This window comes from Verrucomicrobiia bacterium (assembly GCA_019634635.1).
Lineage (GTDB): Bacteria > Verrucomicrobiota > Verrucomicrobiia > Limisphaerales > UBA9464 > UBA9464.
The window spans coordinates 86,394-99,268 of the sequence record JAHCBB010000005.1 but is presented as its reverse complement, the minus strand read 5'-3'; the positions used below and the strand labels follow the sequence as shown (position 1 = coordinate 99,268).

The 12,875-nt window shown below is 67.7% G+C and carries 11 protein-coding genes; 5 read left to right on the top strand and 6 right to left on the bottom strand.

The features are described from left to right. The first annotated feature begins 1 nt into the window (after position 1). On the top strand, positions 2 to 448 hold the full coding sequence (locus KF791_05090; protein MBX3731953.1) for a pyridoxamine 5'-phosphate oxidase family protein: 447 nt from the start codon (positions 2 to 4) through the stop codon (positions 446 to 448). Between the two features lie 147 nt (positions 449 to 595). Here the strand turns inward: KF791_05090 and KF791_05085 are convergent, their stop codons facing one another. The 4 genes from KF791_05085 to KF791_05070 all read right to left on the bottom strand — a co-directional run bounded on the left by KF791_05085 (position 596) and on the right by KF791_05070 (position 6,045). Continuing rightward, positions 596 to 2,785, bottom strand: a complete 2,190-nt coding sequence (locus tag KF791_05085; GenBank protein MBX3731952.1) for a glycoside hydrolase family 32 protein — start codon at positions 2,783 to 2,785, stop codon at positions 596 to 598. Positions 2,786 to 3,012: 227 nt separating this feature from the next. Next, positions 3,013 to 3,933, bottom strand: a complete 921-nt coding sequence (locus tag KF791_05080) for a sulfite exporter TauE/SafE family protein (protein ID MBX3731951.1) — start codon at positions 3,931 to 3,933, stop codon at positions 3,013 to 3,015. A 7-nt stretch (positions 3,934 to 3,940) separates the two neighbouring features. Further along, entirely contained in the window at positions 3,941 to 5,410 is a 1,470-nt protein-coding gene (locus KF791_05075; protein ID MBX3731950.1) for an MBL fold metallo-hydrolase, read from the bottom strand. A gap of 41 nt (positions 5,411 to 5,451) precedes the next feature. After that, positions 5,452 to 6,045 (bottom strand): rhodanese-like domain-containing protein, encoded by a 594-nt coding sequence (locus tag KF791_05070; GenBank protein MBX3731949.1) that lies wholly within the window; start codon positions 6,043 to 6,045, stop codon positions 5,452 to 5,454. 39 nt (positions 6,046 to 6,084) lie between these two features. Here KF791_05070 and KF791_05065 point away from each other — a divergent pair, with 39 nt between their 5' ends. Together KF791_05065 and KF791_05060 are read left to right on the top strand one after the other, a co-directional pair. Further along, positions 6,085 to 6,441, top strand: a complete 357-nt coding sequence (locus tag KF791_05065) for a winged helix-turn-helix transcriptional regulator (protein ID MBX3731948.1) — start codon at positions 6,085 to 6,087, stop codon at positions 6,439 to 6,441. A gap of 60 nt (positions 6,442 to 6,501) precedes the next feature. Beyond that, positions 6,502 to 8,154, top strand: coding sequence for an FAD-dependent oxidoreductase (locus tag KF791_05060; protein MBX3731947.1), 1,653 nt, complete (start codon positions 6,502 to 6,504; stop codon positions 8,152 to 8,154). Positions 8,155 to 8,248: 94 nt separating this feature from the next. Here the strand turns inward: KF791_05060 and KF791_05055 are convergent, their stop codons facing one another. Continuing rightward, positions 8,249 to 8,959: a sulfite exporter TauE/SafE family protein gene (locus KF791_05055; GenBank protein ID MBX3731946.1), complete on the bottom strand. Its 711-nt coding sequence runs from the start codon at positions 8,957 to 8,959 to the stop codon at positions 8,249 to 8,251. A gap of 65 nt (positions 8,960 to 9,024) precedes the next feature. After that, positions 9,025 to 9,795 carry a Nif3-like dinuclear metal center hexameric protein gene (locus tag KF791_05050; GenBank protein MBX3731945.1) on the bottom strand — a complete coding sequence of 257 codons (771 nt, stop codon included), beginning with the start codon at positions 9,793 to 9,795 and terminating at the stop codon, positions 9,025 to 9,027. A gap of 187 nt (positions 9,796 to 9,982) precedes the next feature. On the opposite strand from KF791_05050, the gene KF791_05045 reads away from it, so the two are divergent. Then, positions 9,983 to 10,882: a phosphoribosylaminoimidazolesuccinocarboxamide synthase gene (locus tag KF791_05045; protein MBX3731944.1), complete on the top strand. Its 900-nt coding sequence runs from the start codon at positions 9,983 to 9,985 to the stop codon at positions 10,880 to 10,882. A gap of 66 nt (positions 10,883 to 10,948) precedes the next feature. Further along, positions 10,949 to 12,865, top strand: coding sequence for a hypothetical protein (locus KF791_05040; GenBank protein ID MBX3731943.1), 1,917 nt, complete (start codon positions 10,949 to 10,951; stop codon positions 12,863 to 12,865). Positions 12,866 to 12,875: the final 10 nt, after the last annotated feature.

Below are 12,875 nucleotides of genomic sequence, written 5' to 3'. Positions count from 1 at the left end.
CATGCCCGGACCCTCCTCACCGCCCCCGCCGCCGGGTGAACTGATTGCCCTGGCGCGCGACGTGATGCGCAGCGCGCGGTTTCCGCAACTGGCCACGATGGACGGCGACCAGCCGCGGTTGCGTCCCGTCTCACCCGTCCGGGTCCAGGGATTCACCGTGCATGTCGCCAACCTCCGCAGCTACCACAAGACCGTCGAACTGGCGGCGAATCCCCGGTGCGAACTTTGTTATGTGGATGAGCGGCACAACCAGGTGCGGATCACCGGGATTGCCGAGATTGAGAAGGATCCGGTGCTCCTTCGGGACATCTGGGAACGCAATCCGCTGCTGCGCTCCTATCTGGGGTCCGCCAACAACCCTGCGCTGATCGTGTATCGCATCGAACCCAACCGGGTCCGGTTCATGAAGGAATGGGCGCTGGAGTATCACGAGGTGCCTTGCGCCTGAGAGGACCGGACGGTCCGGTGGAGTGGCGGCTGCGAACGCCCACTTCGTCATCCGCGAGGACGGCTCGGACTTTCGTGGGGAGCAGTGCTCCATCATGGGGATCCCCGGATGTCGAAGGATGGGGAACACATCGTTCACCCTTCCCAATTACCGAGGCGGGGTCCAGGCGGACCCGAGCTTGTGAACCTGCAGGGTCTCGAAACGCACCGGACTGCCGCTCACCTCGACCGCCACCTCCAAATCCTCCGGCCGCGGCTGGAACGGCATGGGCACATAGGTCAGGCCGTCGCTGGCAAAGACCTCCAGGCCCGTCCGGTCGCAGTAGACGATCAGCCGTTGGCGTCCGTTGCGCCACGGGGCGGGAGCCCGATGCCCGTTGACCACGATTTCCTGCCTGGGACCGTCGTACACAATCGTGGCTCCCCGGACGTGAAAGGTCACCTCGCGCGCCGTCTCCGGGGCGAATGCTGCACGCAGCTCCAGCAACTCTCCTGAGGCGTCGCTGAGCAGTTCGGGTGTGCCCGGCTCGAACGGACGACCGTCGTATTGGATCGTCGTCCGACGGAGGGCCTCGAGTTCCTTCACCGGGGTGAAGGTCATGCGCGGTCCGTCCGCGGTGGAGATCAGCTTCAACTCCAGTGGCACGGTCATGGACTGATTGAAGGACATGCCACGGGTCTCAGTCTGGAACCATCCGATCTGGATGCGTCTTCCATCCGCGGCGGGGATATCGCTGAAGGTCTGCGGCGCGTAGAACCCCTGCCCCCGATGCCCCGGCAGCCGGGAATGTTCCGGTGTGAACCGCGTACCGTCGAAACGGCCCACGGCATACTCGGAATTGGCGCCCAGCAGGATCCACTTCCGCTGCCGGGGATTGCCGTCCACCGGCAACTCAAACAGGTCCGGGCATTCGAACAGGTAGTTGCTGCCCTGGAGGCCGTCGGTGATGGATGCCAGAGTCCATTCCTTCAGGTTTGGCGAGGTGTAGAAGTGAACCGTGTGGCCGCGTCCCGGCAGTTCAACGTACAAGACCATGACCCAGCGTCCGGTCGGCTCGTGCCAGATCACCTTGGGATCGCGATTGCCGGGGGTGACCTGCGGGAGGATCGGGTTCCCGGAATATTTCTCAAAGGTCCGTCCATCCGTGCTCGATGCGATGCACTGGACCGCTGGATCCCCGGCGGCCGTGTAGATCAGAACCAACGGCGGCATGCCGTCCCGCCCCAGCCCGCTGGTGTTGTTCCAGTCCACCACCGCGCTGCCGCTGAACATTGGACCGAAGTCGTCGGGGAGCAATTTGTCGCCCAATTCGGTCCAATGGACCATGTCGCGGCTCACGGCATGACCCCAGTGCATGTTGCCCCAGCCCCAGCCGTACGGATTGTGCTGGAAGAAGAGGTGGTACTCGCCATTGAAATGCACCATCCCGTTCGGGTCGTTGTTCCAGCCACGTTGGGGTGAGAAATGGAACTGGCCGCGCAGGGGTTCGTCATAGAGGCGGTCGGCGTCCGGAAGCGAGTCCGACACCCTCACCAGATCCAGCCCGGTCTCGCCCTCGCGCAGCCGGTCCACCCGCAAGACCACCGGGCGCCCCCTCCACGCACCGACGTCCATCACCGCCCACCAGTCGGGCTCACCGGGGGCGAGTTCGACGTCGTTGCGGACGATCCGCCTCCCGTCCACGAACGCCGTGATCACCCGCTTGGGCGCCCCGTTCTTGACGGGGATGTGCAGATACCGCCCTGTGACCGCAACCTCCCGTTCCACATCTCGCAACAGGCCGGGCGGCTTCATGTCGGTCTGGACAATGTGGTCCACGTTGATGTGACCCCATCCGCCCGTGGCCTCATCCACGATCCTCAGGACCGCCTGTCGCCCTTGAAACTCGGAGACGTCCCAGGACTCCGGTGCCAGTGCCTCGCTTCCTCCGGACTGCGTGTTCGGCCCGGTGGCGGTCCGCACCGCCCTGCCATCCACCAACAACTCGAGGACGAGCCGGGTTGGATGCCCCCCGCCGCCAATCAGGAAGGCGATGTATTTCCGTTCGATTCTGAATGGGGGCGAAGTGAGCGTTCCCGTGGTGTCGTCTCCCCCGTGGTAGGTGTTCACCAAACCCTGACCGGTGAACCCGCTCACCGCCATCTGCCCGGGAAGCGCACCCCGGGCCGGCCCTGGACCGAACGCCTCGCCGGTCACCGTCCAGTCGCCGTAAGTGGGCGCCTCGAAGTCGGCGATGACGATGTCATCGGCTGCCCGGCTGGCGGGTGTCGCGAGTGCCGACAATAGGATGACGAGTGCGGCCAGGGCCGCGTGCGGCCGGGATTGGACTTGGATCATGACGTCGTGCGCGTGAAGGGAGGACGGATGGAGCCTGCACCGGCCCGGGTGCCGTCCGCAAGCAGCACTGGAGCCACCGGAGGCGTGGCAGACTCTGGATCCCTTGTCGGTCCCGATCGCTTCGGTGTCCACTATGGCGTCTCGCGGAGCGGCGAAGTCGCCGGGAAATCCACCCGCCACATGCCGCGCAGATCGCCGGGGCCAAAGCCGGTGGCGCGATCGTCCGGTTAAAGCTGGCGGATTCGTTCGGCGTCTTCGTGCTTCAACTCTCGCCCCGGAGTGCCGTGGCACTGCAGGCAAAGCGGCTTGCTGGGCACGACCGAGGCCTCCGAGCGCACCGGTCCGGGTGCGTCTTCGACAGGCGTCGCCGCCCGTCCCAAGTCTGGCAGGCTGCGGAACAGCAACAGCGCGGCCACGGCCCACATGGCGCCGGCGAACACCCGCCGCAGCGTCGGTCCGCTCAGCCGTGCCCGCAGTCCCTGGCCGGCGACCATTCCAAGCAGGCTGCCGGACAAAAACAGTCCGGTGAGAATGGGGGGAAATTGAAGACCATGCACCATGTGCGAGGCGACTCCCGACAACGAGATGAGGAAGATCACCATCAGCGAGGTGGCCACCGCGCGGTGCAGCGCCATGCCGGCCACGTACATCAAGCCGTGCACGATGAGGAATCCGCCGCCCACGCCAAACAAACCGGAGAGCAGACCAGCCGCGGCGCCTCCGGCGGTCAGCCGCACATAGCACCCGGCGCCCAGTCCGCCACCCGGCCTGACGGCGCAGGCCCCGGGATCGGCTCCCTCCTCGCCCCTCCCAGTCCACAGGCGCCACGCCATGGAGCTCATCAGAAGGGCGAAGCCGGTGAGCAACCACGGCCCGGGCACCGACCGCCCGATCCAGGTCCCGAGCGGCGCCAGCGCCATGCCGCCGGCGGCGAACACCAGACCGGCCCGCAGGTCGAGTTCCCGGCGCCGCCAGTGGCGCACCGCGCCAAAACAAGCCGCCGCACCCACCACGGCCAGGCTGATGCCGATGGCGGTCTGCAGCGGCAGGTCCAGACCAAATACGAGCAGCGGCACGGCGAAGATGGAGCCTCCCCCGCCAGTCAATCCGAGGGCCAACCCAACCACGGCGCCGTACAGCAGGCTCATTCCGCCTTCAGCGTGAGGTGCGGTCACCGGCGAGCGTCGGTGACGCCGGAATCGTTCCTGTCACGAGCTCACGGGGTGCGTGTTCGAAATGGTCCGCAACGCAGGTGACCCGCCGACCCGTCCGGGCCAGGAAGGCGCAGGCCCCGGCTGCGCGCATTCCGCTGCCGCAGGACACCACCAGGGGCCGGTCCGCAGGCACCTCGTTCAACTGCGGCAGCAGCCGGGTGTGAGCCTGGTTCCGCGCCCCGCGCAGGTGTCCGGTGGCGAATTCCATGGCCTTGCGCACGTCCAGCAGCACCGACTCCGGTTCTGCAGCCAGCAGTGCGGGCAGCTCTTCAAAGCGGATCGCCGGCAGCCGGGCGATCTGCCCCGGAGGTGCGGCCTCCAGCAAGGTCGCAGGCAGCACGCCGATCACCTGATCAAAGCCCATCCGCACCAGCTGCCGAATCCATTCCTCCGGCGCGGACGGGTCCGTCAGCACGAGGACGACGCGGTTCTGTGGCTGCAGAAAGCTTCCGGCAAAATCGGAGAAATTTCCCGGGGGCGTGAACAGGCTCCCGCGCAAATGACCGGCGAGGAACGTCGGGCGATCCCGGGTGTCCAGCACGACGAAGTCCGGTTCATCGAGACGCGCCACGACACTTGGGAGGCTCAAAATGGGGGCGGCCGGCAGGCCGTCGAGCACCGCCGGCCCCACCCGGTTCAGGTGCTTCATGTGGGCAAAGTATGCCGGGGGCTCGGGCTGGCCGCTGAGAATGAAGCGGACAAACGCGTCCTCTCCGGACTCCAACGCCAGTTTGAGGGCCGGATTGAACTTCTCCTCGTAGCCCAGCGTGGAGTTGGGCACGGCCCCGAGGGCCTTGCCGCAGGCGCTGCCCGCCCCGTGGGCCGGCAGCACCTGCAGATGGCATGGCATGTCCGAAACCTTGCGCAGGCTGCGGTACAACGCCCGCGCCCCCGGCTCCTGCGTGCCCTCCAGTCCCGCCGCCTGTTCGAGCAGGTCAGGCCTTCCGGCGTCTCCAACGAAAAGGAAGTCCCCGCTCAGCATCGCCACGGGCTCGTCGGCTCCACCGCCCCGATCGGTGACCAGATAGATCATGTGCTCGGGCGTGTGGCCGGGCGTATGCACCGCTTGGAAATCCAGGTTGCCGACGCGAAACCGTCCGCCGTCCAGGAGCCGTGTGACGTGCGACAGTCCGTTGGCCCATGCGACCTGCCACTCCGGGCCGCCCTCGCCGGAGACGTAAAGGCGGAGCTGCGGGTTCGTCATGACCAGTTCGCGGGCGCCGCTGACGAAATCCGCATGGATGTGCGTCTCGGCAACGGCGGTGATCCGCAGGCCGTTTTCGGCCGCCAGCTTCCGGTAGCGGTCCACGTCCCGCTCGGGATCAATCACAATGGCCTCCCCGGTTCGTTGGCAGCCGATCAGGTAGGCGTACTGGGCCAGATGAGGATCGGGGATTTGGCGAAGGAACATGGACGTGGAGGGCGCGGGGGGATTCGGAAGGCCGGGGCGGCTCAACGGGAGCAGCAGGTGCCGCTGTGACGACGCCGGTTCCACGGGGCCCTGGCGATCAGCAGGCCCAGGCCGCACCAGTCGGTGATCCCTGAAATCATCACCCCGGCGCCCGCGAGTGCGCTCAAGCCGAAGAACCCCGGATGCAGCGTGAATCCCAAGACCACGCCAATCAGCACCACGGCACCCGCAGCCACGCGCACCTGACGCTCAAGCGACCATGGTGCGTGTGGGTCCCGCTCCGTCGGCAGGCCGGCGGATTCCCAGGCCGTCAGCCCGCCGTCGAGGCACGCCACATCGGCGAAGCCCATCGTTGCAAGGGTCTTCGAGGCCTCGACGCTGCGCCTGCCGGAGCGGCAAACCAGCACGACCGGCCGGTTGCGATCCAGTTCCCCGGCCCGTCGTTCCAGCTCGCCCTGGGGAATGAGGCGGGCGCCGGCGAGGCGGCCAGCGGCGAACTCGGCGGCTTCACGCACATCCACCAGCTGCAGCGCGTCCCCGGCGTCCAGACGCCGTCGAAGATCCGCCGGGGCGATCCGGTCGGGCGGAGCGCCAGGGGTCCGCGCCGGCGAGGTGGGGGAAGCCATCGTGTTCATGGGTTGACGATATGACCATATCGGTATATGTCAACGCGCATGAAGCGCGTTGCCTCGCATCGCCTGCCGCCCGAAGCGCTCGAACTGGTCGCTGCCCGCTTTCGGGCCCTCGGCGAACCGCTCCGGTTGCAACTGCTGAACCGGCTGATGGAGGGCGAGTGCACGGTCTCCACGCTGGTCGAGGCCACCGGGGCCGGTCAGGCCAACGTCTCCAAACACCTCGGGGTCCTGCGCGAGGCCGGTCTGGTCGCGTTCCGCAAGGAGGGCGCCGCCAGCGTGTATCGCGTGGCGGATCCCGGGCTGCGCGAGCTGTGCGACCTGGTTTGTCGCCGGCTTGGGGAGGAGCTGGCGGCCAAGGCGGCGCATTTTCAACGTCCCACCAACCGCGGAACCTGACGCGGGATTCCACGGCTCAAGGAAACCCCTTCGCGACCACCCACGCATCAACCCTTCACCATGATCCCCCCATCCCCCCGTCGCATTCTGATTGTTGGCGGCGTGGCCGGCGGCGCCTCTGCCGCCGCCCGGGCCCGCCGGGTGAATGAAGCCGCCGAGATCGTCCTATTCGAGCGCGGGTCCCACATCTCCTTCGCCAGCTGCGGTCTGCCCTACCTCCTGTCCGGAGAGGTTCGGGACCGGGATCATTTGATCGCCCGGACGCCGGAGGACTTTTGGGCCCGCGCCCGGGTCCGCGTCCACGTCCGCACGGAGGCCGTGGCGATTGACCGGGCCCGGCGCATCCTTCGCGTGAAGGGGCCGGACGGAGCCCGGCGCGACGAACCCTATGACAGGCTCATCCTCAGCCCGGGCGCCCGGCCAATCCTCCCGCCCATTCCAGGCGCGGACCTGCCCCATGTCTTCACCCTGCGTGACATTCCCGACGCCGAACGGATCGCCGCGTTCCTGGACGCGGCAAAGCCGGGCCGGGCCGTGGTCGTCGGCGGCGGGTTCATCGGCCTCGAGATGGCCGAGACGTTTCTGCACAGGGGATTGGAGGTGACCGTCGTTGAGCGGCTGCCGCAGCTCCTGCCGGTGCTGGACCCGGACATGGCGGCGCTGCTGGGGGCGTGCATCGGCAATCGCTTGTCGTTGCGGACGGGTGCGACCGCCACGCGCATCACGACGGAGGCGGTCGAACTCGAAGACGGCAGCCACGTGCCGGCGGACGTCGTGCTCTTGAGCGTGGGGGTGAAGGCCGAAGTCGAACTGGCGCGTGATGCGGGACTCGAAATCGGCGAGACCGGCGGCGTGAAAGTCAATGGACGCCTGGAATCCAGTGACCCCGCCATTTACGCCGTGGGCGACGCGGCCGAAGTCACCCATGTGGTTACGGGCAGGCGGGTGAGGATGGCGCTGGGCGGACCCGCCAACCGGCAGGGTCGGCTTGCCGGCGCCAACGCCGCCGGGCAACACCACGTCTACCGTGGCGCGCTGGGCAGTGCGATCGTGCGCGCACTGGATGTGAACGTCGGCTGCACGGGGCTCAACCGTGCCCAGGCGGTTGCAGCCGGCCTCGCTCCCTATACCAGCGTCACGCGGGGAATGAACCGTTCGCGTTACTTCCCCGGCGCCGTTCCGCTGTGGATCAAGCTGGTGGCCGAGGATGGCACCGGCCGGCTGCTTGGGGCCCAGGTGCTCGGCGGCGAGGGCGTGGACAAGCGCTTGGACGTGCTTGCCACGGCCATCACCGGCGGGTTGACCGTGTTCGATCTCGAAACACTCGACCTGACCTATGCCCCGCCCTTCAGCTCGGCGCAGGATCCCGTGAATGTGGCCGGCTTTGCGGCCGCTCACGCGGCCTTGGGTGATGCCCCGAGCGTCAGCCCGGAGACGTGGCGCCCCGGCGGCGAACTCATCCTGGACGTGCGTGATCCGGACGAATTCGCCGCGGGCCGGCTGGCTGGCGCAGTGAACGTCCCCCTCGAAACCTTGCGCGAACGCGCGGAGGAGTTTCCCCGTGATCGGGTGATCGTGACCTGCTGTCAGCAGGGTCAGCGCGGGCATCTGGCGGCCTGTGTGCTGCGCGGCTTGGGGTTTGGGCATGTGGCCAACCTGCGCGGCGGCCTCGCCATGGCCCGGGCAAACGGGCTTCCCTTGGCCCTGGATTGAGCCACGAGGCACGACCCAACGGTGGCCCGCCCCGAATCCCTCGTGGAATTCACCACCTTCTGCCGATCCGCGCGGCCCCGGGTTCTCCGACCGCTCAGAAGGCCAGCAACCGCGCGGCGGCACCAAGGGCGAAGAGTAGGATCAGGGTGTCGAAGGTTCGCTGGGGCAGGCGGATGACCACCCAGCGTCCAAGCAGCAGTCCCGCCGCAATCACGGGCAACAGCAGGGCATTGAAGGCCAGCGACGGACCCGTGATCAGGCCGAGGTGCAGGCTGAAGGGTACCTTGACGAGGTTGATCAGCAGGAAGAACCACGCGCCCGTGCCCACGAACGCCTCCTTGGGCAGCGCCACGGCCAGCAGATACAGCGCGATCACCGGGCCTCCCGCATTGGCCACCATGGTGGTGATTCCTGCCAGCAGCCCGAGGGCCCAGGCAAAGGCTCGGCTGTTCGGGATGCCGGACAGCCATGCTGGCCGCCACATCCGCATCAGTTGCAATACGGCGAGGCCAAGCACGATGGTGCCGATCACGGGATTGAACCCCACGCCCGGTCCCTCCTGCGCCTGGGACCATCGCATCAGGGCCCAGCCCAACCCCACGCCCATCACGGCCGGAGGCAGCGTGCGCACAATCGAGTCCCAGCGCGCGTGGCGCCGGAAGAGCGCCACCGCACCGAGATCTCCTGCGATCAGCATCGGGAGGACCACTCCGGTCGAGGCCATTCCCGGGAACAACCCGGCGAACAGGACGACATGCAGCAGGCTGAGGCCGGGAAGACCGGCTTTGGAAATGCCGATGCCCATCGCGGCCAGCACCGCCACGCCCCATTCGGTCGTGGAAAAGTCCGGAAGCACGGCGGTCGGGGGGGTCAAAGACCGCTGGGATGGTCCACGTAGATCCACGGGATGCGGAATGTGCCGGACAACTCGGCGGCCAGCGCCTTCACGCCGAACGTCTCCGTGGCGTAGTGGCCGCCGTAGAGCGCGTTGATCCCGAGGTCCTCGGACAACGCATGAGTCCAATGCGGTCCCTCGCCCGTGATCAGGGTGTCCACCCCCTCCCGATGTGCCGTGGCGAGCTCCGATCCCGCACCGCCGGTGCAGATGCCGATGCGACGGCAGGCTTCGGGTCCGCCCGACAGCACGCGGGGCGGGGTGCCAAGGAGCGTCGCAAGCCGTCCGGCCAGCGCCATCCGCGCCAGCGGACGCCTGAGCACGGTCTGCACTCCAAGGAACGCTCCTCCCCGGCCGGTAAAAAAGGGCCGCAGCCTGGTGAATCCGAGGGCGCGCGCCAATTGCGCCGCGTTGCCCAACACCGGGTGGCCATCCAGTGGGAGGTGCTGCGAATACACCGCCAGGTCGGCGGCGACGAGGACGCGGATCAGTTCCGCGCGGCGTCCGGTCCATGGCACGCCCGGGCTCCAGAACATCCCGTGGTGGACCAGCAGCAGGTCGGCACCGCTCTCCGCGGCCTTTCGAACCACCGTCAGCGAACCGTCCACGGCTGCCGCGATCTTGTGGACGCGTCCGCGGTTCTCGAACTGCAGACCGTTCACCGCGCCGTCGTAGTCGGTGAAGGTCTCGGGACGCAGCCGTCGGGTGCAGTGGCGCACCAGAGCGGTCAGTGCAACGGAACGCATGGCCGGATCGTGCCGTGGAAGGGGTGGACGCGGAAGCTCTCCTTCTGGCGGTCCGTCGGCGGTTCCTGCCAGGATGGGATGGTCCCGGATGGGATCCCGGAAACTCCCGGTTCGACACCCGGCCGGTGCGGCGAGGCTGGCCCGCACGGGCTCGCCAGCAGCGGAGCTCCCGCCCTAGGCTGCGCCGGTGAGCGACACACCATTGCTTCAATTGGATCTGCCCGGAATTCCCCGGCTGAAGTCCGGCAAGGTCCGGGAGGTGTTCGACCTTGGTGACCGCCTGTTGTTCGTGGCCACCGACCGGATCTCCGCCTTCGACTGCGTGATGCCCAATGGGATTCCGCGCAAGGGCGAGGTGCTGACCCGGCTGTCGCATTTCTGGTTTGACCTCACCGAGTCGTGGCTGCCCAACCACCGCATTGCACGCGCCGCGGATCCTTTGCCGACCGCCCTAACGCCCTTCGCCTCCGTTCTGACGGGGCGCAGCATGATCGTGTGCAAGGCGGCTCCGCTGCCCATCGAGTGCGTGGTCCGGGGCTATCTGGCCGGCTCGGGATGGAAGGAATACCGCGCGTCGCAGACGCTCTGCGGCCGGCGCCTGCCCTCCGGAATTCCCGAGTGCGGAGAACTCCCCGAGCCGGCGTTCACGCCGGCGACCAAGGCGGAGACCGGGCACGACGAAAACATCAGTTTTGCGCAGGCGGAGGCGATGGTGGGTCCCGAGCTGGCCGCCCGGGTGCGTGACCTGAGCCTGCGCCTCTATGGCGTCGCCCGGGAACATGCCCGGGCCCGGGGCATCCTCATTGCCGACACCAAGTTCGAGTTCGGGCTGCACAGCGGCCGGTTGCTGCTGATTGACGAGGTGCTCACGCCCGACTCGTCCCGGTTCTGGCCGGCCGACGCCTACCGTCCGGGAAGCGCGCAGCCGAGCTACGACAAGCAGTTCGTGCGCGACTACCTGGAGTCGCTGGAATGGGACAAGACCCCCCCGGCGCCCGCCCTGCCTCCGGACGTGGTGGCGCGCACCCAGGAAAAGTATCTCGAGGCCTTCGCCCGCCTGACCGGTCGCCCCCTGGACGCCGGGTGACCGCCGACCCCGACGCGCGGACACCCGCCGGTTGCCAGCGACCGCTGTTTCGCGCATGTAGAGCGCATGGCCTCCCGTCTTCGATCGTTCGCCCTCGGTGTGGCGGCCGGGATCCTCGGGCTGGTTGGCGGTTGCGGTCGCGACGACAATTCCGTGGTGTCGGTCCCGGATCCCGGAGCTGCTGCGATTGCCCCGACGGAGCCGTGGATCGGGGATGATTTCCGGGACAGCCTGCCCCGGGAGGGGGGACCTGACGGCTACGTCGGGTCCGCGTCGTGCCGGTCCTGTCACGAGGAACAATTTACGAGTTGGCACCGCGGGTACCATCGCACCATGACCCAGTTCGCGACCCCGGAGACGGTGAAGGCGGATTTCGACAACGTGACCTTGGTCCAGGGCGACCTCCGGTTTCATCTGAGCCGTGAGGGGGAGGAACTTCGAGTGCGGATGGAGAAGCCAGCCCCGGATGGGTCGCCGGATGACCCGCCCGCGGTCCTCGATACCCGGATGGGACTCGTCACCGGATCCCACCACATGCAGGTGTTCTGGGTGCCCGGCGGGTCCGGAAACACCCAGCTTGGATTCCCGTTCACCTGGCTGATCCCCGAGGAGCGCTGGGTGCCCAGGCAAACCACCTTCATTCGACCTCCCGGCGCCGGGCATCAGGCCGAGGTCTGGAACGTGATGTGCAGCCGCTGCCATGCGACAGCCATCGAGCCGCGGGTGGACTCCGTCCGCCGCCACATGGACACGCGGGCTGCCGAGCTGGGGATCTCCTGCGAGGCCTGCCACGGTCCCGCCCGGCGCCACGTCGAGGCACGTCTCGCCGCAGGCCATGACGCCCCCGGGCCGGATGCCGCGACCCTTCGGTCCGAGATTCTGCATCCGGAGAAAATGGACCCGGTCCGGGCCTCGGAGACCTGCGGGTTCTGTCATTCCATGAAGTGGATTGACCGGAGCGAATCGTGGCGCGAGGCCGGCTTCCGCTTCCGTCCGGGCGACTCCCTGGAGGCCACCACGCCGCTCATCCAGCCTTCGCGCACGGACCGCATCCCCGGCTTGCGCGAGTATCTGGAGCAGCATCCCAACCTGCTGGCGGACTACTTCTGGAGTGATGGCATGGGCCGGGTCAGCGGACGCGAGTTCAACGGCATTGAACAGTCCCCCTGCTTCCGGGGTGGCCGCTTCTCCTGCCTATCGTGCCATTCCATCCACGACAGCGATCCCAACGACCTGCTGGCCCGGAACCGGACCGACCATCGCGCCTGTACCCAGTGTCACGAGGCCTACCGCGATCCCGCCGCATTGACCGCCCACACTCATCACCTTGCGGGATCCCCCGGCAACGAATGTTACAACTGCCACATGCCGCATACGACCTACGGAGTGTTGAGCGCCATCCGCAGCCATCAGGTGAGCAGCCCCAGGGTTTCAGACGCACTCGCGACGGGGCGGCCCAATGCCTGCAACCTTTGTCATCTTGACAAGACCCTCGCGTGGACCGCGCAACATCTTGCCGGGTGGTATGGTCATCCGATTCCGGCCCTGGACGATACCCAGTCCACGGTGGCGGATGCCGTCCACCTCGCGCTTTCCGGGGATGCCGGTCAGCGCGCGCTGATGGCCTGGCATTTCGGATGGCCGCCGGCCCGGGAGGCGTCCGGCGCTTCGTGGGTTTCACCGGTGCTGGGCATCCTGCTGGATGATCCTTATGCGGCGGTGCGATGCGTGGCCGAACGGTCGCTCAGGGCGACCAGCCAGTTGACGCCGGCGGGATATGACTATGTGGCCGATCCTGCCGGGCGGGCTCCGGCATGGGAGCAGGTCTGGAGGGCCTGGCGGGAAGATCCGGCGCCGAACCACCCGGCCTTGGAGATTCCCGGCGAAGTCCAGGTCCACCCGGGCCCCGAAGTGACGATGGACCACCGTGTCTTTCAGCTGCTCAAACTGCGAGACGATCGCCCGGTCCGGTTGCGGGAGTAGGGAGCGTGGT

What these genes read in the sequence shown, in the direction of transcription:
- KF791_05090 (MBX3731953.1), top strand. Translation starts at nt 2, where the DNA reads ATGCCCGGACCCTCCTCACCGCCCCCGCCGCCGGGTGAACTGATTGCC.
- KF791_05085 (MBX3731952.1), bottom strand. Translation starts at nt 2,785, where the DNA reads ATGATCCAAGTCCAATCCCGGCCGCACGCGGCCCTGGCCGCACTCGTC.
- KF791_05080 (MBX3731951.1), bottom strand. Translation starts at nt 3,933, where the DNA reads ATGAGCCTGCTGTACGGCGCCGTGGTTGGGTTGGCCCTCGGATTGACT.
- KF791_05075 (MBX3731950.1), bottom strand. Translation starts at nt 5,410, where the DNA reads ATGTTCCTTCGCCAAATCCCCGATCCTCATCTGGCCCAGTACGCCTAC.
- KF791_05070 (MBX3731949.1), bottom strand. Translation starts at nt 6,045, where the DNA reads ATGAACACGATGGCTTCCCCCACCTCGCCGGCGCGGACCCCTGGCGCT.
- KF791_05065 (MBX3731948.1), top strand. Translation starts at nt 6,085, where the DNA reads ATGAAGCGCGTTGCCTCGCATCGCCTGCCGCCCGAAGCGCTCGAACTG.
- KF791_05060 (MBX3731947.1), top strand. Translation starts at nt 6,502, where the DNA reads ATGATCCCCCCATCCCCCCGTCGCATTCTGATTGTTGGCGGCGTGGCC.
- KF791_05055 (MBX3731946.1), bottom strand. Translation starts at nt 8,959, where the DNA reads ATGGGCATCGGCATTTCCAAAGCCGGTCTTCCCGGCCTCAGCCTGCTG.
- KF791_05050 (MBX3731945.1), bottom strand. Translation starts at nt 9,795, where the DNA reads ATGCGTTCCGTTGCACTGACCGCTCTGGTGCGCCACTGCACCCGACGG.
- KF791_05040 (MBX3731943.1), top strand. Translation starts at nt 10,949, where the DNA reads ATGGCCTCCCGTCTTCGATCGTTCGCCCTCGGTGTGGCGGCCGGGATC.